General features: G+C 41.2%; 24 protein-coding genes and 1 pseudogene. 14 read left to right on the forward strand and 11 right to left on the reverse strand.

Features of this window, described 5'->3' with window-relative positions:
* Positions 1-62: 62 nt before the first annotated feature.
* Entirely contained in the window at positions 63-578 is a 516-nt protein-coding gene (gene coaD / locus RS893_RS02895; RefSeq protein WP_315789754.1) for a pantetheine-phosphate adenylyltransferase, read from the reverse strand.
* Positions 579-1,257: 679 nt separating this feature from the next.
* On the opposite strand from coaD, the gene lgt reads away from it, so the two are divergent.
* The 5 genes from lgt (at position 1,258) to rlmN (ending at position 5,624) form a co-directional block, all read left to right on the forward strand.
* Positions 1,258-2,115, forward strand: coding sequence for a prolipoprotein diacylglyceryl transferase (gene lgt, locus RS893_RS02900; RefSeq protein ID WP_315789756.1), 858 nt, complete (start codon positions 1,258-1,260; stop codon positions 2,113-2,115).
* 306 nt (positions 2,116-2,421) lie between these two features.
* Positions 2,422-3,228: a precorrin-4 C(11)-methyltransferase gene (gene cobM, locus RS893_RS02905; RefSeq protein ID WP_315789758.1), complete on the forward strand. Its 807-nt coding sequence runs from the start codon at positions 2,422-2,424 to the stop codon at positions 3,226-3,228.
* Between the two features lie 66 nt (positions 3,229-3,294).
* Positions 3,295-3,774 (forward strand): flavin reductase family protein, encoded by a 480-nt coding sequence (locus RS893_RS02910; RefSeq protein WP_315789759.1) that lies wholly within the window; start codon positions 3,295-3,297, stop codon positions 3,772-3,774.
* A gap of 149 nt (positions 3,775-3,923) precedes the next feature.
* Entirely contained in the window at positions 3,924-4,277 is a 354-nt protein-coding gene (locus tag RS893_RS02915; RefSeq protein WP_315791850.1) for a phenylpyruvate tautomerase MIF-related protein, read from the forward strand.
* Between the two features lie 282 nt (positions 4,278-4,559).
* On the forward strand, positions 4,560-5,624 hold the full coding sequence (gene rlmN / locus RS893_RS02920) for a 23S rRNA (adenine(2503)-C(2))-methyltransferase RlmN (protein ID WP_315789761.1): 1,065 nt from the start codon (positions 4,560-4,562) through the stop codon (positions 5,622-5,624).
* A gap of 108 nt (positions 5,625-5,732) precedes the next feature.
* On the opposite strand, the gene RS893_RS02925 is transcribed toward rlmN, so the two are convergent.
* Positions 5,733-5,921: a replication restart DNA helicase PriA gene (locus RS893_RS02925; RefSeq protein ID WP_315791851.1), complete on the reverse strand. Its 189-nt coding sequence runs from the start codon at positions 5,919-5,921 to the stop codon at positions 5,733-5,735.
* A gap of 839 nt (positions 5,922-6,760) precedes the next feature.
* Complete coding sequence (gene uvrC / locus RS893_RS02930; RefSeq protein WP_315789762.1) at positions 6,761-8,665, reverse strand: excinuclease ABC subunit UvrC; 1,905 nt, start codon at positions 8,663-8,665, stop codon at positions 6,761-6,763.
* 487 nt (positions 8,666-9,152) lie between these two features.
* Here uvrC and RS893_RS02935 point away from each other — a divergent pair, with 487 nt between their 5' ends.
* The gene (locus RS893_RS02935) at positions 9,153-9,332 is read left to right on the forward strand and encodes a hypothetical protein (protein WP_315789763.1); all 180 of its coding nucleotides are present in this window, start codon (positions 9,153-9,155) and stop codon (positions 9,330-9,332) included.
* Positions 9,333-9,355: 23 nt separating this feature from the next.
* Here RS893_RS02935 and RS893_RS02940 read toward each other — a convergent pair whose 3' ends face one another.
* Positions 9,356-9,778, reverse strand: a complete 423-nt coding sequence (locus tag RS893_RS02940; RefSeq protein ID WP_315789764.1) for a response regulator — start codon at positions 9,776-9,778, stop codon at positions 9,356-9,358.
* 563 nt (positions 9,779-10,341) lie between these two features.
* Positions 10,342-11,235, reverse strand: a complete 894-nt coding sequence (locus RS893_RS02945; RefSeq protein ID WP_315789765.1) for an NF038130 family PEP-CTERM protein — start codon at positions 11,233-11,235, stop codon at positions 10,342-10,344.
* Between the two features lie 573 nt (positions 11,236-11,808).
* On the opposite strand from RS893_RS02945, the gene RS893_RS02950 reads away from it, so the two are divergent.
* Entirely contained in the window at positions 11,809-12,228 is a 420-nt protein-coding gene (locus RS893_RS02950) for a pentapeptide repeat-containing protein (protein WP_315789766.1), read from the forward strand.
* A 117-nt stretch (positions 12,229-12,345) separates the two neighbouring features.
* Here RS893_RS02950 and RS893_RS02955 read toward each other — a convergent pair whose 3' ends face one another.
* Positions 12,346-13,257 (reverse strand): LysR family transcriptional regulator, encoded by a 912-nt coding sequence (locus RS893_RS02955; RefSeq protein ID WP_315789767.1) that lies wholly within the window; start codon positions 13,255-13,257, stop codon positions 12,346-12,348.
* A gap of 166 nt (positions 13,258-13,423) precedes the next feature.
* Between RS893_RS02955 and ilvD the strand changes: the two genes are divergently transcribed.
* From ilvD to RS893_RS02985, 6 genes are all read left to right on the forward strand, one after another.
* Positions 13,424-15,109 carry a dihydroxy-acid dehydratase gene (gene ilvD / locus RS893_RS02960; protein ID WP_315789768.1) on the forward strand — a complete coding sequence of 562 codons (1,686 nt, stop codon included), beginning with the start codon at positions 13,424-13,426 and terminating at the stop codon, positions 15,107-15,109.
* Between the two features lie 240 nt (positions 15,110-15,349).
* Complete coding sequence (locus tag RS893_RS02965; protein WP_396336451.1) at positions 15,350-15,625, forward strand: GNAT family N-acetyltransferase; 276 nt, start codon at positions 15,350-15,352, stop codon at positions 15,623-15,625.
* 263 nt (positions 15,626-15,888) lie between these two features.
* On the forward strand, positions 15,889-16,479 hold the full coding sequence (locus RS893_RS02970; RefSeq protein WP_315789770.1) for a TetR/AcrR family transcriptional regulator: 591 nt from the start codon (positions 15,889-15,891) through the stop codon (positions 16,477-16,479).
* A gap of 251 nt (positions 16,480-16,730) precedes the next feature.
* A complete protein-coding gene (locus RS893_RS02975; RefSeq protein WP_315789772.1) occupies positions 16,731-17,480 on the forward strand; it encodes an SDR family oxidoreductase in 750 nt (249 codons plus the stop codon).
* Positions 17,481-17,704: 224 nt separating this feature from the next.
* Entirely contained in the window at positions 17,705-17,959 is a 255-nt protein-coding gene (locus RS893_RS02980) for a YlcI/YnfO family protein (protein ID WP_315789774.1), read from the forward strand.
* Positions 17,952-18,380 carry a type II toxin-antitoxin system VapC family toxin gene (locus tag RS893_RS02985; RefSeq protein WP_315789776.1) on the forward strand — a complete coding sequence of 143 codons (429 nt, stop codon included), beginning with the start codon at positions 17,952-17,954 and terminating at the stop codon, positions 18,378-18,380. Before RS893_RS02980 ends, RS893_RS02985 begins: the two co-directional genes overlap by 8 nt.
* Positions 18,381-18,486: 106 nt before the next feature.
* On the opposite strand, the gene RS893_RS02990 is transcribed toward RS893_RS02985, so the two are convergent.
* The 4 genes and pseudogenes from RS893_RS02990 to RS893_RS03005 form a co-directional block, all read right to left on the reverse strand.
* On the reverse strand, positions 18,487-18,651 hold the full coding sequence (locus tag RS893_RS02990) for a DUF3368 domain-containing protein (RefSeq protein ID WP_315789777.1): 165 nt from the start codon (positions 18,649-18,651) through the stop codon (positions 18,487-18,489).
* On the reverse strand, positions 18,648-18,980 hold the full coding sequence (locus RS893_RS02995; RefSeq protein WP_315789779.1) for a hypothetical protein: 333 nt from the start codon (positions 18,978-18,980) through the stop codon (positions 18,648-18,650). Before RS893_RS02995 ends, RS893_RS02990 begins: the two co-directional genes overlap by 4 nt.
* Before the next feature lie 114 nt (positions 18,981-19,094).
* Positions 19,095-20,159, reverse strand: a pseudogene (locus tag RS893_RS03000) (transposase); the annotation flags it as partial.
* A gap of 218 nt (positions 20,160-20,377) precedes the next feature.
* Positions 20,378-20,590 carry a UPF0175 family protein gene (locus tag RS893_RS03005; RefSeq protein ID WP_315789782.1) on the reverse strand — a complete coding sequence of 71 codons (213 nt, stop codon included), beginning with the start codon at positions 20,588-20,590 and terminating at the stop codon, positions 20,378-20,380.
* 419 nt (positions 20,591-21,009) lie between these two features.
* On the opposite strand from RS893_RS03005, the gene RS893_RS03010 reads away from it, so the two are divergent.
* A complete protein-coding gene (locus tag RS893_RS03010) occupies positions 21,010-21,636 on the forward strand; it encodes a 2-phosphoglycerate kinase (RefSeq protein WP_315789783.1) in 627 nt (208 codons plus the stop codon).
* Positions 21,637-21,884: 248 nt separating this feature from the next.
* On the opposite strand, the gene RS893_RS03015 is transcribed toward RS893_RS03010, so the two are convergent.
* Positions 21,885-24,437, reverse strand: a complete 2,553-nt coding sequence (locus RS893_RS03015; protein WP_315789784.1) for a LamG-like jellyroll fold domain-containing protein — start codon at positions 24,435-24,437, stop codon at positions 21,885-21,887.
* Positions 24,438-24,520: the final 83 nt, after the last annotated feature.

Consider the following 24,520-nt stretch of genomic DNA (forward strand, 5'->3'; position numbering starts at 1 on the left):
AATATCTATGCTTCCCGTTCGCATAGCTTCTTCAGGTACTCCATCGCTGAATTCTGGCGGGACTAAATTACTTCCGTTTTGACTTGGTTCGATACGGGATGGTTTTGGGCGTAGCATTGGTAAATATCCAGGGCAATGTGCGGGGGAACAAGATGATCAACGGAGCCACCAAATCTTGCAATCTCTTTTACCACACTACTACTTAAAAAACTATACTCATTAGATGTTGCCAGAAAAACAGTCTCTATATCTATAGACAGAGTTTTATTGATGTGAGCCATCTGTAACTCAATTTCAAAGTCTGAAATTGCTCTTAGCCCCCGTAGTAAGACAGCAGCTCCCCGCATGTGGGCATAATTAACAGTTAAACCATCAAAAGCATCAGCTTCCACATTCGGTAAATGCTGAACAGAGTAACGAATCTGTTCTAACCTTTTTTGGACACTAAACAGTGGTGTTTTATTAGGATTTCGCAGTACAGCAACAATCACCTTTGTAAATAGACGACTACCACGTTGAATGATATCTAGGTGTCCCAAGGTAATGGGGTCGAAACTTCCTGGATAAATGGCAATCACGATTTAACGATGCCTCACAGTTGTTTAGGTGATTATATCTAATCAGAGTTCATTATTAACAGAGGTAATTTTTTGTTTTAGCAATTCTCACAATAGCCTCCAAAAACGCCAAAAGCTGGGAATACTTAGAGATTGCATTTATCAGCTTATTAGCTAGATAATTTATTTTTTACTCAATGGTAAAAAATTTTCCAAAAACTCCTAAAATCCAAAATCACGGAAATTAGTGGAGTGTAGCAGAAATAACAACCCACATTTTTTCTACCTCTTGCCTTCTCGTACTAGCTGAGACTCTTCACCACCGCACCGAACCTACTATCCAGCAAAAAATGCCTCAAGCCGAGTTGATTCATTTGACAACTCACGGTTTACTGGAAGATGTAAATGGGTTAGGTATACCGGGTGCGATCACTGCTAACAACTATGAAGCAGTATCCCAGTCCTCGAGAATGGGCTGCTTTTACCTTAATAGGTGAGTCTGATTGACAACTTTTTCCTTTGTAATCGAGCTAATACAACTTAGAATCTAAGCTGTAGTTTTAGTTGTTAGTAGTTACGTAGTTAGTAGTTAGCTTATGGTTGTTGACCACTATCCATTAACCACTAACCTATATCCATCAACTACTAACAATTAAAAACTTAACACTTTAAATATTCAAAGTTTTTTAGGTACTTCTGCATGGCATTGGATTTTTCCGCCTTGCCCTTGGCGTTTCTGTTTACATCTCCTGGTCCGATTTTTGTGAAAATAGGGCCGATTACTATTCGTTGGTATGGTTTGTTAATTGCGTCAGCAGTCTTAATTGGTGTGACTCTTTCGCAATACCTGGCAAAACGTCGTAGTGTAAATCCAGAGTTACTGAGTGATTTGTCAATTTGGCTTGTGATTGGGGCAATTCCAGCAGCAAGACTATATTATGTTTTGTTTGAGTGGCCAGAATATGCCCAGCATCCAGAGCGGATTATCGCTATTTGGCAAGGTGGTATTGCTATTCATGGGGCGATTCTAGGAGGTCTTCTGGCAGCTTTAATCTTTGCCAAACTCAAGCGGGTTTCTTTTTGGCAGTTGGCAGACTTAGTTGCTCCTTCATTGATTTTAGGGCAAGCAATCGGACGTTGGGGCAATTTTTTCAATTCGGAAGCTTTTGGGGCTCCTACGAATTTACCCTGGAAGCTTTATATTCCCCCAGAGCGTCGTCCACCAGAATTAGCTAGTTTTGAATATTTTCATCCCACTTTTCTGTATGAATCAGTGTGGAATTTAATGGTATTTACCTTGTTGATGACATTGTTTTTTAGAGGGCTGCGGGGTAAACCACGTTTAAAAACAGGCACATTATTTATGGTTTACTTGGCAACTTATAGTCTAGGACGCCTGTGGATTGAAGGTTTGCGGACTGATAGCTTGATGCTTGGGCCATTACGAATCGCACAAGTGGTAAGTTTAATCGGCATTATTTTGGGATTGAGTGGCTTAGCATGGCTATACATCGCTAAACGGCCATTACCAGATGTTGTTTCGCCTTCTCAAGATTGAGGAGTGGGGGGAGTGGGGAGATGGGGAGATGGGGAGGTGGGGAGAGGTGTGAGGAGTATGAGGAGTGGGGGGAGTGAATAACTATTGACTATTGACTATTGACCAATGACCAATGACCAATGACCAATGACTAATGACTAATGACAAACGACCAATTACTAAAAAATAAAAAATGCCCCAGAGTTTTCTCTAGGGCTTAACCAGGGTGCATCTACCATTCACCTCTACTAGATAGGGAGAGTCGATCCGGAAAGATACTGAGAAAATCTCAAAAAAAATTTCTTTTGTTAATTATCTAATTTTTTTATGCGTAATAATTCTAGTAGTTTAGATAATAAAAATTACTTAAATTCATTAAATTCATATGTATATATAGTAGGAGCAGGACCTGGTGATCCTGATTTACTGACTATTAAGGCGCAAAAAATCTTGATGGCTGCTGATGTAATTTTATTTGCCGATTCTTTAGTGCCTCCACAAATTTTACAATTTTGTCGTCAAGATGCAGAAATTATTCCAACTGCAAACAAGACTTTAGAAGAAATTCTGCCACTGATGATACAACGAGTGCGATCGCACCAGTCTGTTGTCCGTCTTCATTCTGGTGATCCCAGTCTCTATAGTGCGATCCACGAACAAATGCAGCTTTTGGCAGAGGCGGAAATCCCTTTTGAAGTTGTACCGGGTATTAGCGCTTTTCAAGCTGCTGCTGCCAAACTCAAAGTAGAACTTACTGTTCCTGGTTTAGTACAAACAATCATCCTGACGCGCATCAGTGGACGCACAGAAGTTCCTGCAACAGAAGAATTAGCTTCCCTCGCTTCTCATCAAGCTAGTTTGTGCCTTTATCTAAGCGCGCGTCATATCGAATTAGCCCAAGCCAAATTACTAGAACATTACCCACCTGACACACCTGTAGCAATTTGTTATCGTTTGGGCTGGGCTGATGAGAAAATTTTGGTAGTTACCCTTGACAAAATGGCTAATTGTACTCATCAAGAAAATTTAACCCGTACCACACTGTATGTGATCAGCCCTGCACTCAAAGAAAGTATAGGGCGATCGCGCCTCTATCATCCTGAACATACTCATTTATTTCGTCCCAAAGGATGACTGTACTACAGTTACTCCTGTTCGTTACACTTAGCAATGTAGAAAAAATATTAGGTAGATTAACTCATGCTTGACGAACAGGCAAAAAAAACGATGCTGTTGAAAATACCCCACGGACTCTATATCTGTGGTGTTAAAGATGGGGAAGAAATTAACGGTTTCACAGCTAGCTGGTTAATGCAGGCTTCATTTAAACCCCCCTTGATTGTAAATTGTGTGAATCAAAATTCTATTTCTCATCACATGATTAAAAACAGTGGAGTATTTACTATTAGCTTCTTGGAAGAAGGACAAAAAGACATAGCACAAAAGTTCTTCAAGCAAATGCGTCGCGTTGGAAATAAATTTGAAGATGTAGAATTTTATCTTGGCGAAACAGGTTGTCCGATTATTTCTGAGTCTTTGGGATATGTAGAGTGCCAAGTTGTTGATGCAGTGATGAAAGGTGATCACACCGTATTTGTGGGTGAAGTAATAGCTGCTGGTGTTCACCGTGAAGGTAAACAGCTACGACTGGAAACGACTGGTTGGCAGTATGGTGGTTAGGGGTTAGGGGTTAGTAGAAACGCGAGGAACATCGCGTCTGTACAATAGTGGTTAGTAGTTAGTAGTTAGTGGTTTATAGAAAAAATCAACAACCAACAACCAACAACCAACAACCAACAATCAATAATCAACAATTAACTAAAAAAGTTATGCCTTTGATTAAAGTTCAAACTTCTGTCTCTGCACCTGAAAAAGCAGAAATTGAAGAAATGCTCAAAAATCTTTCAGCAAAGTTAGCTAAGCACACTGGCAAGCCAGAGTCTTATGTGATGACAGCTTTTGAATCTGGAATTCCGATGACATTTGCAGGTAGTACAGAACCAGTTTGCTACATAGAAATTAAAAGTGTGGGTACAATGAAACCAGAGCAAACTCAAGCGATGAGTCAAGATTTTTGCCAAGAGATTAATCAGGCACTTGGTGTATCTAAAAATCGCATTTACATTGAATTTAACGATGCCAAAGGTTATCTGTGGGGCTGGAATAGTACAACTTTTGGCTAGTTTTTTCTTATCTGCTGATTTGTCTTCTAAGTCCTGCTTAGGATATTAGCCCAAAGCTTATTTTGTCTCGGATTTTGGGCTAATTGAAATTGCTACAAGATATCAGATGAACCGGGTTTTTCAAGTGATTTCTCCAAAATTTAGTTTTTGTCTTTAGTTAAGTCAATACGGTTCAGATAAGTCCACAATCTATTGTAGAGACGCACCATGACGCGTCTCTACAGACATTTTACTTTTAGCTTGAGATAGCATATATATGCCAGCGTCAAATTGTGATTAATTATGTCTGCTACGTCTGTTTTGTCTCAGGTTGAGTCACCCACTCAAAAAATAACTATTCCACCGTTGCTGGGTGCTTCTGTAACGGAGTTAACTGCTTGGGTGCAACAACAAGGACAACCAGGTTATCGAGGCAAGCAGCTACATGATTGGATTTATAACAAGGGAGTGCGATCGCTTACTGATATTTCTGTCTTCCCTAAACAATGGCGTGCAGAAGTTACAGAAATTCCCATAGGACGTTCTACTATACATTATCGTTCAGTAGCCCCTGATGGCACTGTTAAGTATCTTTTAAAACTTGCTGATGGATTTATTATTGAGACTGTCGGTATTCCTACAGAAAAGCGTCTGACGGTTTGTGTTTCTACGCAAGTAGGTTGCCCAATGGCGTGTGATTTCTGTGCCACTGGTAAAGGTGGTTACAAGCGCAATTTGGCACGTCATGAAATTGTCGATCAAGTGCTAAGTGTTCAAGAAGATTTTCAGCAACGGGTTAGCAATATTGTATTTATGGGTATGGGTGAACCCTTACTAAATACAGATAATGTCCTGGCTGCAATCCAATCTCTAAATCAAGATGTGGGAATTGGACAGCGTAACATCACTGTTTCGACTGTGGGAATACGCGATCGCATCCGTCAGCTTGCCCAAAATCAATTGCAAGTGACTCTGGCGGTGAGTCTACACGCACCTAATCAAACACTGCGGGAAAAACTCATTCCTAGCGCCCGCCCCTACAAAATAGACCATCTACTCGCTGAATGTCGCGAATATGTCGAGATTACAGGGCGGCGAGTATCTTTTGAATATATTCTGCTTGCTGGTGTTAATGATTTATCAGAACATGCTGTTGAGTTAGCAAAAAGACTGCGGGGATTCCAAACTCATGTCAATTTAATCCCCTATAACCCGATTTCTGAAGTTGACTATCAACGCCCGAATCGCGATCGTATTCAAGCCTTTGTCAAAGTCCTCAAACAACATCATATCGCTGTAAGCGTACGCTATTCTCGTGGTTTAGAAGCTGATGCTGCTTGCGGACAATTACGGGCAAATAAAGAGTAGGTTTGTTAGTAGTTAGTGGGTAGAGACGCGATGTTCCTCGCGTCTGTAATTAGTAGTTAGTTGTTGATTGTTTTTTACTACTAACCACTAAACACTATCCACTATCTACTAACTTAATGATCGACGTGCATAAATTCCAGGGGCATAAGCTTCAATTACTTTCCCTGTAAGCGTGCAACATACCATTAAGTAGTCGCAGTTTTGGCATTGCGTTCGTGTTAATTGGCTATCCAAAATATAATGTCTTTCACCTTCACTTCCACAATTTGGACAGTGAATTTTTTGTACTGTCTGCATTTGAGAACCCCTAACTATGCTCATAACTTGGTTGTTTGTAAAAGCTGTGTCTATAATCAAATTCACTAATTTTTTAGTTTTACATTTTTGACAAAAATCAAATTTTCTTTCTGCGCTCAATATCAAGCTAAACTATAAAGCTTTGATGTTTGGTATTTTTTTTATTATCTTAATATTTATACTCTATAACCATCCCACTTTGGATATAAAAATTATTCTTTATATCCCTGCTGCTTATAGATTCGGTGATCCCTGAGTGTTCTGGCTTGAGAACTATAGCTTTATAGTAGTGATGTTTCTTATAGATTCAGTGAAAACTTGGATAAAGCGAAAAAAAATAAAAATTTGTATAATTCAGCCAGTTCACACTGAACTGTGACTTATCTATTTGGCACTAAATGATAATAGTCCTGATGTTTCTGACTTTATATGTTTGTCTAGACTTTGTTACCCAAAAAATAGTCTATATATTATAGATATCTCCATGAAATGCTTTTATAAAAAGTAGCGTGAGTAACAAAAAGACAAAAAATTAACACTTTATTGGTTATAGTAACAAAGTGTTAATTTATAGCTAGTGCCTATTTTTTGTTGCTAGGGGAGTTGTGATTAAACTTCCGTGAGAAAATTTAAGGAAATATTTCGATTAATAGATGAACGCCATTAGCAGCGTTTGCTAATCTAATGAATAGTAATGGGTAATGGGTAATGGGTAATGGATAATGGGTTTCCCCAATTGTCAATTACCCATCATTTCTTATTTCCTTAATGAACTTAAAAGTGTGAGGGTGTAAGAGAAAATCACTTTTCTTCCACACTTATATAGAAATATCTGCAACTCAAGCAGGATGAAAATAATCATAAATTTCTTGGGCTAAGCGTGGGCCAATTCCAGCAACTTCAGCTAGTTGTGCAGGTGTAGCTTGGCGAATATAATCAACAGAACGAAAATGTCCCAAAAGTTGCTTTTGACGATGGTGTCCTAAACCAGGAATTTCATCTAAACGCGATCGCTTCAATTTATCACTGCGTTGTTGACGATGAAAACTGACAGCAAAACGATGCGCCTCATCTCGCAACCGTCGTAAAAGTTGGACTCCTGGTTGTTCAGCATCAGTGGTGAGTGGTTCAGCCTCTCCCGGTAAAAAGATTTCTTCTCGCTTTTTCGCCAAACTAATCACACGTAAGTCTTCCAATAAATTCATTTCTTGCAAGACTTCTACAACTGATGATAGCTGACCTTTGCCCCCATCAATCATAATTAAATCAGGCCAGTCAGGATTCCCAATCCGTTGTAGTTGCGGATCTTCAGCATACTTGCGAAAGCGACGTCCTATAACTTCGGCTAAACTAGCAAAATCATCCGAGTGTCCAACAGTAACTGTGGGATTTTTAATCTTGTAATGACGGTAGTGCTGTTTTGCAGGTAAGCCATCAATAAATACAACTTGAGAAGCTACAGCATTTGAACCTTGGATATGGGAAATATCATAACCTTCGATACGATGAGGTAATTCGGGTAAGTCAAGGATAGCAGCTAAATCTTCCATCGCCTGTTGGTTGCGATCGCTCAATTTTTGCATTCTTTGCAATTCGTACTGAGCGTTTCGCTCTACCATCTCAATCAATTCTGCCTTAGTTTGACGTTGGGGAGCTACAATCGTCACTTTTCTACCTTTACGCTGTGTTAGCACATCAGCCAAAATATCCGGTTCTGGCAATTCGTGTTGCACTAAAATTTCTGTGGGAATTTCTACCGCTTCGGCAGTTTGGTAGTGTTCTTCCAAGACACGTTGTAAAATTGCTCCCATCAACCCCCCTTCTTTCGAGGGGGAGGAAAGGGTGGGTACTTCTGCAACAAAAGCCAAACGTCCAACTAATTTTCCAGCGCGAATTTGAAATAATTGAATACAGGCGTGCTGATTGTCGGCTGCAAGAGCGATCGCATCACGAGAAACAGTATCATCTGGTAAGGATACTTTTTGCTCTGCACTTAAAGACTTTAGCCCGTTAATTTGATCACGAAACCGCGCCGCAGCTTCAAAATTTAACAATTCTGCTTGCTTGTGCATTTGTTCCGTGAGGATGTCGATGAGTTCACTGCTTCTTCCTTGGAACACCATCGCCACTTTTTGCACAATTTTGCGGTATTCTTCTGGGGAAATCAGCGACTGACACACACCCGGACAGCGTCCCAAATCGAAATTTAAGCAAGGACGATCTTTAAATAGTGGTTGGGGACGTTGACGCAAGGGAAATATCCGTTTGCAGAGGCGCAAAATCTCCCGCAATAAGTGAGAATCTGTATAGGGGCCATAGTATTTATCTTTTTGGTTACTAAGTTGGCGCTTGCGGGTGATATAAATACGTGGGTAGTCTTCTGACCAAGTGATGCAAACGTAGGGATACTTTTTATCGTCTTTTAGAAGTACGTTGAAGTATGGCAGGTGTTGCTTGATTAAGTTAGCTTCCAGTGCTAAGGCTTCAGCTTCAGTATCGGTGACGATAAATTCAATTTCTGTCACCTGTCTTACCATTGTGGCAATACGTTCAGTGAGTTTTTGTGATTCCCGAAAATAGGAACGGACACGCGATCGCAGCTTTCGTGATTTACCTATATATATGATGCGATCGCTCCCGTCTCGCATCAAATAAACTCCTGGTTCTGGTGGAATTTCGGCTAGACGATTTTCTAGGCGTTGTGGATCTTTAAGTAGTGGTAGTATTTGAGTAGATGTTGTCACAATCAGAGATTGGTAACTTTACAATTTACCTATATTTATTTTAAGTAAAATTACTATTTTTAGCTGTGAATATTATGCTTTTCTGAGCATTAAATTTTTATTTTCGATTTCAGTGAGTTTTTAAATAATAAGTAAAGATCGATATAGTAAAAGTAAAAACTGATTTTTTATAAAGTGACAATTATCTAAAACTTTTAATATTGAATATTTTTTATATTGTTATTTCACAAAACATTAAGCAAAATAACGGATTTTTAAAATCTCTAATTAAATTAGAATTTGTATTATCTAAAATATGCACTCATAGCTGAAAATTAGTGCAGTGAAATGAAATAGTTATGCTATTTTAATCAGGTAAAAAGCTCGTAATGATAAGCTTTATTTCCTTATTTCTCTAGCCATGACAATGATTGTAACGACGAGATAACTCTTATAAACGTAGTGAATATTTAACCTTAATTCTTTATTGATTGTATTAGGAGCAAAAATGAATATAGACGACTTTGAGAATCAATATCGCGATGCTATTGCTGAAACGCTTAACGAATTACAATCGGCAATGCTCATGTTAACACAAGTACAATTAAAGATATCACAAATTGGTAACTCTGTACAAAATCTTAGCCAAAATTTTGAAGAATTTATGGCAAGACAAAAAAATGAGTAGGGAACCATTTTTAACATAAATTTTTATATACACTGGCAAGCTAACTCTTCTTCAATTGCCAGAATCAACTCAGTTAAGTTTACAGGTTTAACGAAGTAGCGACGAGCGCCTAATTTCATGGCTTTTTCCTGATCTGTTTTAAAAGCAAAGGCTGAAACTATAAATATAGGTATGTATTGTAAATCAGAGCGCTGCTGAATTTTTTCTAGCAGAGAATAACCATCAATATCTGGTAGTTTCAGGTCTAATAAAATTAAATTAGGTTGAAATTTTTCTATGATCGAGAAAAACTGTGATCCTTCAGGCAAACTTTGGACTTCATATCTACAGTAACTAAGATAATCACTAAGTAGCATTCTATTGATGTCATTGTCTTCGATTAGTAATATTCTTTTATCTCTATGTGATGGGAACTGCTGTTTAATATTAATTAATTGATCTGTCATTTTCACCTAATGATAGTAGGTTAAAAGTAAATAAATTTTGCCATATTAAATAATTTCATATCTAAAATAGAAGATTTTAAGTATAAAGCAGATACAAATACTATACGAATTACTTTAGCTGCATGATTACTAATGCTTACTAGATATTAACTTAAAACATCAATTTAAATATGCAATAAAAAATTTTAAGCAAAAATTTAGAAATATGTGGTATCTTATCATTTTTTTAAAACTTATCATGATAGGTGTTCTAAATGCTAGTACTAACAACCATCATGGACTGAAGCTAGTCAGGAAGGATGATAAAAGCTTTTCCTTTCCTATGCAACTTTGTCTCTGTTTTCAGTAGTTAAGACTACCAACTACTAACAATGCTCATAACTATTTTTTACACCCTGATACTAAGCAGATTCCACTAGCATAGACTATAAACTCACAAATGGCAGGAGAGGTTGCAAAAATAGGAGTATGGTAAGCTAAAACAAGCTATGATAAGGATATAAATAAAAAAAGGAGCTAGTTGCTCCTGTTAGAAATTTCTGTTGTAAGAACGGTAGCTTTAATTATGTCTGTGCTTTTTTTAGCTGTCGTTGGGTCACAAAAACACCAGCAATACTTAGTAAACCAAGCATGACAGAGGGTTCAGGTACTGATTTCGGAGGCACTTTAGCAACGTAATCAGGTGTACTCCAGTTATAAATAGCACTGTAGGATTTGCCATCGTCAGAGGCTGTAATTCCAGATGCAACAGCACTAAAGCTATAAGCATAATAAGTTTTACCACTAGTCACAACCTTAGCAATTTCACTGGCTGCAATTTGTCCTTGATAGGCATTTAAGGCATTTTTAAAATTTGTGAGATCAGCACGTTGAGACTGTGGAAGCAGTGCTGATGGTAATTTTAAAAGAGCGTTAATTTGATCTAACAGTTTGGTCTTCAAATCCAAGTGACCGATCAATTGTAATTGGACACCGCCATTTTCACCGAATTGGAAACCACCAATGTTAGGATCTCCCATCCCTAATGAAGGAAGATAACTTGTAATGAGTGATTTGGTAGTACCGGAAAACGCATTCCAGACAGACTGAAATGGTTGATAGGCATTTAATAGATCATTTAGCCATTGGGAACTAAAGTCATTCCAGTCAGCAGCAGTGACACTACTAACAGTTGCGCTATAGTTTCCTTCTGTAGCAGTAAAACCAACGTTAGCAGTTGGAGTTTCGCTACTATACCAAAGTTCAACGTTAGAAGAAGCATCACCATCACTCAGGGCTTTAGCTGCTGCTGTTGTGTCTTTGCCGATAAATACTCCATCTGATCCACCGGTATAGGTGTTGGTTTCGTTGGAGTTATTAAAAGTAAAATCAACCGCATGTGCTGGAGAAGTAGCGATCGCACTCATACCAGCAACTATAGAAATGCCTATTAAAAGTCTTTTTACTGTATTTTTCACTGCTGTAATCTCCATTAGCTTTTAGTGTAACTTTATACAGATACACCTTTTATGTTTTATTTGAGTTGGTTTGATTGCAGGTGTAGGGTTCTGGTAATCAAAATTTCACTAGATGCTATCCCTGGTTACGCCTTGTCTAAATACAACCACGTGTTTCTATAAGCACAGTTTAAGAAACCAGAAGACCTAATTGGGTAAAGCTGCCGTAGATTTACAATTAATTTCTGACAAAAAAATATAACTATTTTAGTTAATTTTTTAAATATATATACTTAAAAATATATTTTAAGAGTAACAAATAGCACATTTATTTGGTCTAATTTATAATGTCAACTTCCGATAATCACTCCATGTTCCCACTACAATGCTCCGTTACGTCAGTTTTGCGCAGCTTAGGAGCGCTCTTTTGATGATCGCAATATATCCCAATTACCCATTACCGAATCATCAAGCAGTTGCTAACTAACAATCATATTTTCTCTAGCAGAAATATTAAGTAACACAAATAACTGATACATATTGTGATGCGAGCCACACTATATATTAAAGTAAAGGAGTTTTAAAGCGATCGCAATGCACATAGATGAACTTCTCAGACGTTATCAGTCGGGAGAAAGAAATTTCAAAGGTGTCAACCTCATCGGTGGTTACTTGTATGGAGCAAATCTGAGTGGCGCGAATTTCCAAGGAGCATCTCTGAGTGAAGTTGATTTAAGCGAAGCCAACTTGACAGGAGTAAACTTCAGAGAAGCATCTCTGGTTAGAGCCAACCTCACAGGAGCCAACCTTAAAGAAGCTAACCTCAATGGAGCAAATCTGTTTGAAGCTAAGCTGACAGGAGCTACACTGCATGGAGCGCATCTGAAAATGGCAGACTTAACAGATGCGGACTTTACCGCCGCCAATCTAGAAAAAGCTAATCTGTATGGGGCTTATCTGACTGGAACTTTGTTACAGGGTGCGATTATGCCAGATGGCACAATTCATGCGTGAGTCATCCAATTTTGGATTTTCGATGACTCTCCCTTGAAGCCGAAGCAGGCGCGCCTATGGATTTTGGATTGATTCGACTGATGGAATCTGGGGCATGGAAATCATTATTGAATGAGTTTAAGTTTTAAGGTGGAACTTTAGTTTACGGCTTGTGATTTTCCTAACAACAGTAAGAAATTGCCACAGTACAGGTGTGATTTCTTCTGCTTTCCACACCACAGCTGTTTCTACCAACGGTGTTGTTTGGGCGATCGCTCGATACACAACTCCCATACGCTGGAGATTTTGCAACGAAGCAGGCACAATGGCAATACCCATCCCAGCCGAAACTAACCCGATAATTGTTTGCATTTGAATAGCTTGTTGAGCAACTTTTGGTGTGAAATTACCTTGCTCACACAAAGCCATAATTTTGTCGTAAAGTCCAATTCCCAAATGACGCGGAAATAAAATAAACAATTCATCCCCAAGCGATCGCACTGCAATTTTTTCTTGTTTCGCTAAAGGATGATTTGCAGGTAAAGCCACAACCAGATTTTCTTGCTGAATGCACTCACTCGCAAAGCTGTCATCTTCTAAAGGTAAATGCACAAAACCAACTTGGATACGATGATTTTGCAAAGCTTTTTCTTGTTCTGTTGTCGTTAACTCCTGCAATATTAATTCCACCCCTGGAAACTGCTGGCGAAAAGCTTGCAAGATGGCAGGTAACACATCATAGGTGACAGAACTAATAAACCCTACACGCAATTGTCCTGTTTCACCCCTACCTGTGCGCCGCGTTAACTCGATCACCTGTTCAAGTTGCGCTAACAGTCGATAAGCCTCCTGTAAAAATACCCTTCCTGCTTCCGTCAACTGCACCTGTCGCTTAGTTTTGCGGTGAAATAACTCTACTCCTAACTCCGTTTCTAGTTGTTGAATTTGCTGACTTAAAGGCGGTTGCGCTATGTGTAATCGTTCAGCAGCACGGCTGAAATGTAGTTCCTCCGCCACAGTAACAAAATAGCGCAGGTGTCGTAATTCCATAGTTTTAATATTTTAAAAGTTTTAATTTTCAACAAATATATATTGGACATCTGAAAAATATCCACGTACGATACTCCCATAACAAATGGATAAAGAGAAAGGAAAGTTTTTATACTTTTCCGATTTCTGCTATCTAATAATTCAGGAACCCTAAGGAAATATCAAAATGTCAGAAAACTTGAGAAGCAAGGTTGTCACCCAAGGAGTACAGCGATCACCTAACCGTGCCATGCTGCGTGCTGTGGGTTTTCAAGATCAGGATTTTACTAAAGCCATTGTTGGCATTGCTAATGGTTACAGTACCATTACCCCTTGCAATATGGGGATCAACAAACTGGCGCAACGGGCAGAAAATGGCATCAAGAATGCCTCAGCAATGCCACAAGTATTCGGCACAATTACCATTAGCGATGGCATTTCGATGGGAACCGAGGGGATGAAATACTCTTTGGTATCGCGAGAAGTAATTGCCGATTCCATCGAAACTGCTTGCAATGGGCAAACAATGGATGGAGTGCTGGCGATTGGCGGTTGTGATAAAAACATGCCAGGAGCAATGATTGCGATCGCTCGGATGAACATACCTGCTATCTTTGTTTATGGCGGTACAATTAAACCCGGACACTATAATGGACGCGATTTAACCGTAGTCAGTTCTTTTGAAGCGGTAGGCGAATACAGCGCTGGCAAAATAGACGAGAGTGAATTATTGGAAGTTGAGCGTCGCGCCTGTCCTGGTGCTGGTTCCTGCGGTGGCATGTATACAGCAAACACCATGTCTTCTGCCTTTGAAGCGATGGGCATGAGTTTGCCGTACTCTTCAACAATGGCAGCAGAAGATGAAGAAAAAGCCGACAGTACAGAAAAATCGGCATTTGTCCTAGTAGAAGCAATTCGTAAGCAAATTTTACCCCATCAGATTATCACTCGTAAATCAATTGAAAATGCGATTTCTGTGATTATGGCAGTGGGAGGTTCTACAAATGCCGTGCTGCATTTTTTGGCAATTGCCCGTGCTGCTGGCGTTGAACTTTGTCTTGACGACTTTGAAACTATCCGCGCCCGTGTTCCGGTGTTGTGCGATTTGAAACCGAGTGGTAGATATGTAGCTACGGATTTACATCAAGCTGGTGGTATTCCCCAGGTCATGAAAATGTTACTTGTACATGATTTACTGCACGGTGATTGCTTAACTATCACTGGTCAAACTATTGCAGAAGTATTAGCAGAAGTACCAGAAGAACCACCAGCTAACCAAGATGTGATTCGTCCTTGGCACAACCCGATGTATACTCAGGGACACTTAGCTGTGCTGAAAGGTAATTTAGCCACAGAAGGAGCAGTAGCAAAAATTACTGGTGTCAAAGTCCCGAAAATTACTGGGCCAGCACGAGTTTTTGAATCGGAAGAATCTTGCTTAGATGCTATTCTTGCCAAAAAAATCAATGCTGGTGATGTGATTGTGATTCGCTACGAAGGGCCCAAAGGCGGCCCAGGAATGCGGGAAATGCTTGCTCCCACCTCAGCAATTATCGGGGCTGGTTTGGGTGACTCTGTGGGATTAATCACCGATGGCAGATTCTCTGGCGGTACTTACGGCATGGTTGTCGGACATGTTGCACCAGAAGCAGCTGTGGGCGGTGCGATCGCCTTAGTAGAAGAAGGTGATACCATTACCATTGATGCCCAAGCTCGTTTATTGCAACTGCACCTATCTGATGAAGAATTAGCTCGTCGTCGTCAAAACTGGCAACCTCGCCCACCTCGTTATACTAAGGGTGTGTTAGCCAAGTATGCCAAGTTGGTATCTTCTAGCAGTCTTGGTGCAGTGACTGATTTGGATTTGTTTTAATTGCTGATACCGCGTATAAGTGGAGTTCATACCGAAATGCGAATTGAACCATACGACAGGAGTCAACTTGATGTCATCAAGAGTCTCTCGCTTCGGGCATGGACTCCGGTCTTTGATTCGATTCAGAAAGCGATGGACTTTGAGGTGTACCACTCATTCTATCCTGACGGTTGGCATGTCAGCCAGCTTCATGCTGTCGAAGAAGTCTGTATTGCCGAGGATACAAAGGTGTAGGTCGCGATCAACTCTGGTTCAACTGTGGGCTTTGTAGCCGTGAAACTCCACTCCCAAAGCAGCTTGGGAGAAATCTACATGATCGCCGTCGATCCAGACTATCAACGTCAAGGCATTGGCAGCACTCTAATAGAATTCGCTCTTGATTGGATGAAAGCTGCTGGGATGTCCGTTGCTATGGTTGAGACCGGAGGCGATCCTGGCCATGCCCCGGCACGTTGTACCTATGAAAAGCTGGGTTTTGGGCTGTTAGCGATCGCCAGGTACTTCAAGAAGTTGTAGGTATGGAGAGTTTGAAAACGATCAGCAATCTTAGGCACAAAGAGTTTCCCAATCTAAAATCTAAAATTCAAAATGGTATAACTGTTAGCCTTCTGTGGACTTACGCACAACTAACGAAAAAACAAACCGCAGAGGACGCAGAGTACATGGAGAAATATGAGTTTGAGAGTTTTTTGCGTAAGTCCTACTTCTCCAAACTACTATACGTTAAAGGAACTCACAAAACTTTGACTGATTGGTTTAAGTTGTGTTACACTCATTTTATGAGTAGAGGACCTGAAAAACAATTTGATCCTGAAATTGCCCTTTCCAAGGCGATGGAAGTGTTTTGGGCGCGAGGCTATAAGGCGGCGAGCCTCTCTGAATTGCTTGAACATATGGAAATTGGTAAAAAGAGCCTGTATGATACATTTGGCAACAAGCGATCACTTTTTCTCAAAGCTTTAGAGTACTACTTTCAGACGGAAGTGAAATCAATTCGAGATCAGCTTCTAGCTCCTGGTTCTCCTCTAGCCAATATTGAAAGATTCTTACTCAATCTACAACACTACCATTCCTTAGCAGAAAGTAAAGGTTGTATGTTGGGTAATAATATTGCAGACTTTGATACCAGTGAGATCGAGATTGCAGCAACTTTACGTCGTTATCTGCAATTCGTAGAAGATGCTTACTGCACTGCACTCATGCGCGCTCAATCAGTAGGTGAACTTAGTGCTACAGCACAGCCACATGATCTTGCTCGGATGTTGCTTTGTATGACCCAAGGCATGGCGCTCTTGAGTCGAGTATTAGATAATGAAACACTTTTGCAAAGTGCTGTTGCTGTAACAATGGCACAACTCAAAGTAAGCTAATACCATTTTGGATTTTGGATTTTGCGAAAAGTTTGTAGACACGGAGTGGCTTCCCGCTTGGGTGCGTCTACAAAGCAGCGTCCCGGAGGGAACTTTAAAGCTTTTCAAGACGGATTGGGAAACTCTTTGGTGCATAAGAGTTCTGTTAGTCTATCTGTCGCATTCTTTTTTCAAATTGGTATAATTTTTTTGACAAAACTTATACCAATCGGTTAAAGTTTCACCTAATACACCAATAAGGATTTACCCCTATGGCACGCTTAAATGGCAAAACAGCTGTGATTACAGGCGGTAGTACAGGTATTGGGTTTGAGGTTGCCAAACAGTTTATCGCAGAAGGAGCAAAAATTATCATTACTGGGCAAAATGCAGAACGTTTGCAATCAGCAGTCCAAAAGCTTGGCTCCAATGTGATTCCAGTACAGGCAGATGTGCGATCGCTCAACGATCTCGATACTTTAGCAGAGCGAGTCAAATCAGAATTCGAGAGCCTTGATATTCTCTTTGCCAATGCCGGCATTGGATTATTTGCCCCTCTAGAAACAATTGACGAAGCATTCTATGACGATCAATTTGATGTAAACGTGAAGGGTGTCTTTTTCACCGTGCAGAAGCTTTCGGGATTGCTAACAGAAGGTGCTAGCGTGATTTTAAATGCGTCAGCCGTGAATGAAAAAGGTGCAGCAATGGGTAGCGTATACTTTGCTACTAAAGCGGCTGTTCGTTCTTTTGCCCGTTCGTTTGCAGCTGAACTAGGGAATCGCAAAATTAGAGTCAACGCCGTTAGTCCTGGTTTTGTCCCAACCAATTTTCAGGGCAAGATGGGACTATCCCAAGAAGCACTCAACGGTTTTGGGGAGTATATCAAACAGTCAGCACCATTAGGACGCTTTGGCACAGCTGAAGAAATTGCCTCAGCTGTTGTATTCCTAGCTAGTGATGAGTCATCCTACATGACAGCAGCAGATGTGGTTGTAGATGGTGGTTATATGAATGTCTAAACTTGTCCTTAACTGTTGCTGAAGTTTCAATGCGATCGCTTTCAGAATCAGTTTGGAAGCGATCACTATACTGTCCCCAATCCCCTTGGAAATTACGCTTCATCCACCATCTCTAAAATCTAGTTGTATAGAGATGAAGATACTCCAAACTCTGACATCGCAATCAGGGCATCCATTAAGGTTATATAAGATGGTATCATAATTTGGTTGCATGAGGTGTAATCATGGAACGTGAAACCTTAACAATTCGCTTCCCAGCACAATTGCTTCAAAAAATCCGGGCATTGAAGCGAGACGATGAATCTCTCAACGATCTAGTCGTTCAAGCGCTGGAAAAAGAAATGAAGTGGCGTAGTGCTTGGGCAGCCCATAAACAAATTCAAACCATTCGAGAGCAGGTCAAACAGCGCACCGGGGTTCATCCCGATCCAGTACCACTAATTCGTCAACTGCGCGAAGGAGAAGGTAGACGTGACTGAGGCACTGTGTATCGATACCAGTGTGATGATGAAGTACCTCTGCCCAGATGAACAAACATCAGAAGCGATCGCACTGATCGCCAATGCCTTAACTCAGCAAACCAGACTTGTAGCACCATGCTTTGCTTGGGTGGAGGTGGGTTCGGTTCTTCGCAAAAAAGTGAGAGTTAAGCTACTGACCTCCACTGAAGCCGACCAACTCTACACCGCCTACATCAGCCTACCGATTGACTACATCGATACCGAAACTCTGCGACTCAACGCTTGGCAACTCGCTGAACAACATGGAATGCCCACGCTGTATGATGCTGTTTTCTTAGCCTGTGCCAAGGCAGAGTCTGCAAACTTCTGGACAGCAGATGATGCGATGCTCAATCTATTTTCACCCCGACCCGCTTACGTCTACAGGCTTGGAGATTAATGATCGCGCCTTACAGTCTATACTAATGTGCGATCGCTCACAGCAAAGAATAACTCAACCTTGACCACGGAAGCGATCACCATACTGTCCAAAATCCCCTTGAACATCAAGCTTCATCCACCATCTCTAGAATCTGATTGTATAGAGATGAAGATACTCTAAACTCCGACGTAGTAATTAGGGCATCCATTAACGGCTTAATAGCAACAATTAAATTTTGGTATTTGGCCTCAACCAAAATACCCAACAACCCAGTAATCCTTAACCTCAAACATTGGCTTGTGCTCTACCACGACGCTCATCAATCAACAGTAAATCGGCATTGAGTTCTAGGGCAAGGGCGATCGCTTCAGATTCTCTAGGATCTAGCCTGACTTCGTGCTGAAGCTGTTTAACAGCATTACGATTCACAACTTGTCTGACTTCTAGCCAAGAAGTGGCTTGTACTTCGAGGGTTCCTGGAACGGGAGGATCAATGTCTGCAAGTTCACGATATACCGCTTCGGGAATGATGACTTGTTTGTAGAGTTGGGGCAAAAGGTGCAAGTGCTGAATTGCTGCTAAATTCGTGAGCGCAGATGTATCGCTAATTACAATCAAAGCCGTCCCAACTCCCGCAGATTCTTCAAGTCAAGTTCAAAGTCTTCAACGTCGTAGGAATACTTATATCTTGCATCTGGAAATATGAATGTTAATATCTTGACTAAGTAAGAAAGAACGCATTCGTTCAAGATTCAGTAAAATTGAAAACACAAGAAATCCTGGCAAGCAAGCTTGAATAGCAATTTGTGCAGCTTGTCCCCAATCAGGTAGATCTGTAGTGGCAAGCGATAAATAAGCCCAATGCGCCAAAATATAAGCAATTAGCGAAAGTACTAACCAGCGATAAACGCCCAAAAGTTTTCCTTGACCGAAGCGGTTTAACCCAAAACGATGCTTTGCAATTTTAAACCAACCCTCAATTTGCCAGCGACGCTTACCCCACCAGTTAATAGTACTCGCCTTGAGAGGTCTAGTAGATAGAATAAACCTTTTCTCCAACTTGCCATCATCACGTTTGAGATAATACCAAGACACTGTAACAGGAAACTTTAAACCCACGAATCGTACTTGCTGTCCGCGTTTATGTAAATGTCGTAAAATACGCCCATCGAGTAATTTACGGTCAATCCGTACTCCAACAACGGCGTGATATTTAAGCTTACGTAACCCGTGGAGAAACTCAATACTTCCGAAGGCAGTATCTGCTAAAATCATCACCTTAAAATGTTTGGTTAAAGCTTTGGGTAATGACTTGATTAGCTTTAATCCTAACTGTGCGGGTGAAGTAGTTCCCTTGCCTCTCCAAACACGAAAATTCCAAGGTACTCGCCACTGACCAACGACCAAATACACCACAACCAAATGCAACCCTCGTTTTCCGTTATAGACACTGATTAAATTCTTAAAAGACTTGAATTTCCCAAATTTTTCCACAGTTGTGAGGTCGATCATCACCTGTAAAAACGGTTTGCGCCCCTTTGGGCACTCGGACAATATCTCCTGCATGATGCGCGCACGAATTGTGCGAATTACACTCTTGGTTGACCAGTCGTAAATATTGAGAAATCGACTTAAGGCACTGGCAGACTTACTTCTACTATGTTCAGGTAAGGGATATCCTTGCGCCTCCAAAAATAACCCCAACATCGCTTCTAGGTTTTGTTGTTGGTATGTAGACGGCATCAACGACACTAAGGTGTAAACTAACCCTTGGGCGTGGGCAAGAATTGATTTCATTGTTCTTGCTTTTCCATAATGCTATTCACGCCCTTTTTTCTCATATTTCGGATCTGATGTGCAAATCCAGGCAGTCTTCCAAGTTGGCGATCACCTGCACCCTTACTTGTTTGCGTAATTTCCTAAATAATACAGTTATATTAATTTCTCAGTATCACGTAAGCTCATTTTCGCTTCTGGTGTCACTTTCTTACACCCTCTATTCGTGTATTAGTGGTTTATCCAGAGAGGTGCAAGATATAAGAATAGAGAGGGATATTTCGCTGCTTCAGCAGTTGACGAAAGTCGTTTGCTTGCATATCTGCTAGTTGGCTGGCATAGCCCAAGCTTAAGCGACCTGTTTGGAACAGATATAATGCAATTTCTTGGCGAAACTCACTCTTAGTAAACCTAGATGCTTGCAGGATTTCGTCTGAGATTATGACACTCATAGCAGGATTGCCTCACCAGTCATATTTTTAGGGTAGCTCATTGCTCGTTTACTAACTCACGAGCTATATATAATTCGCGATCGCCTTTGTTATGAGGCTGTACATCCCTGAATAATTGAAAAATTTGTTGGATTTTTACGCTCGCGATCACTCCAAATAATAAGGGACTTCTAAGTCAAAAAATATTCCATCGTTGTGTAAGCAGGGGGCAGGGGAAAAAACAGTTGTGTTGAGTCCAGAAATTGGAACAATTTATTTTTTAGAGTTCCCTAACTCAACTTTGACCACTGCAACCTAACGTAACTTAATCCTAAATACTTATTCAGGAATTCCCGATTTAACGGGAAAATTTTAACCTTTAACCTACTATATCTAGTGTGCTTGTAATTTCTTGCAACACAAACATTAGATAAGGGTTTATGAATAAATCAATCAATGAAACACGAGTAATTTTAATTGGCGGCTCCTCTCATGCAGGCAAATCAACCCTGGGCCTATCTTTGGCTGCGAAGCTTGGTTGGAGTTATCGTTCCATGGATAAACTTGCTCGGCATCCCGGTCGTCCTTGGGTGGGTGCAAATGGAAAGGCGATTCCAGAGTATGTAGCAGAATATTATAGGATTCGGTCTGTTGACGCTCTTTTTTTAGATGTATTATCGCATTATGAGAAAAATGTGTTGCCTATTGTCGAAGCTATTGTTCATTCTTATGCGTTTCAATTATCAAGGGAATACCTTATACTTGAAGGCTCTGCGTTATGGCCAGAATTTGTAGCGAATTTAGTTGGCTCTAATGGTGTTAAAGCAATTTGGCTTACGGCTAGCGACCAACTTTTCCAAAACCGAATCAAGCGTGAAAGTAATTTTTATAATGTAGGTGAGGATGAAAAACACCTAATTCAAAAGTTTATAGACCGTACCCTATTCTACAATCAACGCATGAGGGAGAAGATTGAGCTTCTTGGATTTATATGTATTGATGTAGAATTTGTGTCAATGACAGACGAACTTTCAAACAAATGTATGGAATTGATGGAGATTTCGTAAATCACAAAGAATCTCATTAACAGTAAATTAACGTTTTGCAGGTTTTCAATTTAACATAGTAGATTCTTCTGCTGTCGCTATTTGACGATATTCAAAACAAGCTAGCTATATACTTTTCTAGGTCACTATGGCATAGAAGTGAACAAAAAAATGGCAGCCGAGTGAGTTTTACCTCAACGAACCGCAAATGCAGCTCTCTCAACCGCCCTGAGACAATAGCATATGAAGATAGTTACTGTCTAGGTTAACTAATTCACTCCCTCCACATTGAAGTAATTAGCTAACGCCAACACCACCTCCTGAGTTAAACCCTCAGATAACTCTGGCAAATGAACTCGGATGGCATTCCTGACAGCAGCATCAAATTCGCCAGCATTAGCCGTAGTATTACGGAGAAATGGCTCAATTAACTTGATTAATTCGTAACTGCTGCTCAAGTCAGTATTCTGAATTGCCCGATCTAGAGGTGGGGCTGTGGGGTCGGGGAATTCTGGAAGGATGCGGCTGACGAAGGTAACGCGATGGAAGATGCGCCAGCAAGCGGGGCCGCCTTCGGGTTGTTGTGCTTGGCGGAGTGCTTGAGCATTGGGGGAATTATTCTGCTCTAACCAGATGGGATCGACGACATTATTAAAGAAAGCGTCGTAATTTTGTATATCTGGGGTGAGGTAGAAGCTCAAGAAGCGATAAGCGTTGACTTTACCGGGAGTATCCAAAGGATTACCATTGGCATCATATTCGCGGATGGGACGACTGGCTTCATCTCGCACCAAGTTACCCCGTTCATCCAGCCTAAATCTCTGTAAATCGCCTGGGGTGTTATTTCTCAGATCAATTCTAAAAGATTGGCTGGCTTCTTTGGTTTTGGATTTAGTGAGGTTGAGGCTACCACCAAAGGATGCTTTAGTTTCTACGTTTAAACTGACACCAACTACTTCTCCAGTGGCGGCAGCACTGAAGGTGGCGTTACCGGTGAAATTATAAGCTCCACTGGTAGATTCTTGCTGTATATCTGTGGTTTCTGTTGATTCGGCAAACAGTCCACCATCGGCTGTCCAGATGTAGCTGTTGACTAAGTTACGTTTGCTGTATTGCTCTGGTAAACCGTTGTTGGAAGACAAAGCATCGATTAAACCACCGGCGGCAATTCCCGCAGCTGCTACAAAGGGGGCAGCTGCGCCTGCAACTGAGGCTCCGGCGATCGCGCCTGTGAGTCCTCCAGCTAAGACACCAGTTGCACCGGGGGGTGTGGTGCGGAAGTCTTCGTAGTAGGTACGCAAGCGGGTTTCTTCCTCTTGAATGCGTTGGCGCAGGGCGTAAGCTTCGCTGGGTTTGAAGTAGCTGTACTCGCCGTAGGTAGTAGCTTCGGAATAATCTGGATCTAGTACCTTGCCGTTTTGGTCATAACCCACAGCACCATCGAGTGTGCCTTGCTTGGTGTAACCAGGTCTGATGGGGAAAGGAATGATATTGGTATCTTTGGGAATATTGGGATTGGGAACCATGCGGAAGGCGACTAGGGCGCGGTTGTATGCCAAGCGGATGGCATACATATCGGCAGTTTCCGATTCTACTAAGGCAAAACCAACGTTAGAGGGTTGGTAACGGCGAGGCATCGCTTTATTGAGCCGTCGGTCAATATTTGGATCTTCCCAAGCGCCACCTAAGCCGACGGTGGTCATTTTGCTGACATTGGTGATGTTACTTTGTTGCTGGTTACTCGACCATTTCAACTCGGTATCTAATTTGGTTGCAGCACCTAATTTCACACCACCAGCAATCACATCTCTGGTGATAAATCCAAAACCCAAAGGAGCAACTACACCATCGATGTTTTGACTAACTTCGCCAGTTATGGATGCTTCAAAGGAGGAGGTGAAACTACTATCTTTACTGGCAGAAATGGTATAAGAAACACTATCAGCCTCGACAAATTCGACAGAAGTGGTATTAATGTAGGTACTGGAAGAATCATCAATCGGCCCGGCTGTTAAGTTTTCCGAGGGAACGGGGGGCGCACCTTCGATGAAACCTTTGATTTGGGGGTCAAATTGGACTTGACTAATCCATTCGGTAATTAAATTGCCGACTTTGTAACCTGTCAACAGATACCAATGATTATTTTGAATGAAGCTGTAACAGCGTTTATGAACTCCGGTGATTTCGCCGTTGTTGGCGGTTTGGATGTCTGCGTATTCGGCGATCGCAGGACGGCTGGTAATCTGACTTTGGTATCTGTTCCTTAAACTACCTAGTGCATTCCTGACTAAAGGAATATCATCAGACAAAGGTGCGCGGGAGAAGATATGTTGAATATCGGCATTATTGCTAGCTGTGAGGTGATGACCGCGTAAGCTGCTGTCATTGACGGTAGTGACTCTACCTGCGGTTGTGGGATCGGATGCAAATTCGTAGTAAGCTAGCAGGTTTTCTCGTTCGCCTTTGAGTTGTCCAAACAGGTTATCAAGAATTTGTTCTTGGGTGCGGAATTGTTTCCAAATGCGGACTTCATCAATTGCGCCCCGAAAATCTCGACCCAAGGTAAACTGATTCTCTGGGAGGGTGACAGCATTGATGGGGTTAACCTGGGCTGGGATACCGTTGATGTATAATTCCAGCCTGGTAGCTGTGGGTGCAGGGTCAGCAACCCAAGTCGCACCGATGATTCTGGCTTCATCGTTACCGATTAAATTGGCGGTAGTGTTACCGGAACCTTCATTAATGCGCCACTCACCTGCTAATTTATCGCGATCGCTATTATTTTGGTGCAATTCGCTCATACTTAAAGCACGGTTCCACACCCGCAAGCTGCTGATGGTTCCCAACAGATAACGGGGATAACCATTAACAATGCTTGCCCCTTGAGGTATACCATTACACCTGC

It is taken from the genome of Fischerella sp. JS2 (assembly GCF_032393985.1).
Lineage (GTDB): Bacteria > Cyanobacteriota > Cyanobacteriia > Cyanobacteriales > Nostocaceae > Fischerella.

Coding starts and splice junctions, on each gene's coding strand:
- lgt (WP_315789756.1), top strand. CDS start 1,258: ATGGCATTGGATTTTTCCGCCTTGCCCTTGGCGTTTCTGTTTACATCT.
- cobM (WP_315789758.1), top strand. CDS start 2,422: ATGCGTAATAATTCTAGTAGTTTAGATAATAAAAATTACTTAAATTCA.
- RS893_RS02910 (WP_315789759.1), top strand. CDS start 3,295: ATGCTTGACGAACAGGCAAAAAAAACGATGCTGTTGAAAATACCCCAC.
- RS893_RS02915 (WP_315791850.1), top strand. CDS start 3,924: ATGCCTTTGATTAAAGTTCAAACTTCTGTCTCTGCACCTGAAAAAGCA.
- rlmN (WP_315789761.1), top strand. CDS start 4,560: ATGTCTGCTACGTCTGTTTTGTCTCAGGTTGAGTCACCCACTCAAAAA.
- RS893_RS02925 (WP_315791851.1), bottom strand. CDS start 5,921: ATGCAGACAGTACAAAAAATTCACTGTCCAAATTGTGGAAGTGAAGGT.
- RS893_RS02935 (WP_315789763.1), top strand. CDS start 9,153: ATGAATATAGACGACTTTGAGAATCAATATCGCGATGCTATTGCTGAA.
- RS893_RS02940 (WP_315789764.1), bottom strand. CDS start 9,778: ATGACAGATCAATTAATTAATATTAAACAGCAGTTCCCATCACATAGA.
- RS893_RS02950 (WP_315789766.1), top strand. CDS start 11,809: ATGCACATAGATGAACTTCTCAGACGTTATCAGTCGGGAGAAAGAAAT.
- RS893_RS02955 (WP_315789767.1), bottom strand. CDS start 13,257: ATGGAATTACGACACCTGCGCTATTTTGTTACTGTGGCGGAGGAACTA.
- ilvD (WP_315789768.1), top strand. CDS start 13,424: ATGTCAGAAAACTTGAGAAGCAAGGTTGTCACCCAAGGAGTACAGCGA.
- RS893_RS02970 (WP_315789770.1), top strand. CDS start 15,889: ATGAGTAGAGGACCTGAAAAACAATTTGATCCTGAAATTGCCCTTTCC.
- RS893_RS02975 (WP_315789772.1), top strand. CDS start 16,731: ATGGCACGCTTAAATGGCAAAACAGCTGTGATTACAGGCGGTAGTACA.
- RS893_RS02980 (WP_315789774.1), top strand. CDS start 17,705: ATGGAACGTGAAACCTTAACAATTCGCTTCCCAGCACAATTGCTTCAA.
- RS893_RS03005 (WP_315789782.1), bottom strand. CDS start 20,590: ATGAGTGTCATAATCTCAGACGAAATCCTGCAAGCATCTAGGTTTACT.
- RS893_RS03010 (WP_315789783.1), top strand. CDS start 21,010: ATGAATAAATCAATCAATGAAACACGAGTAATTTTAATTGGCGGCTCC.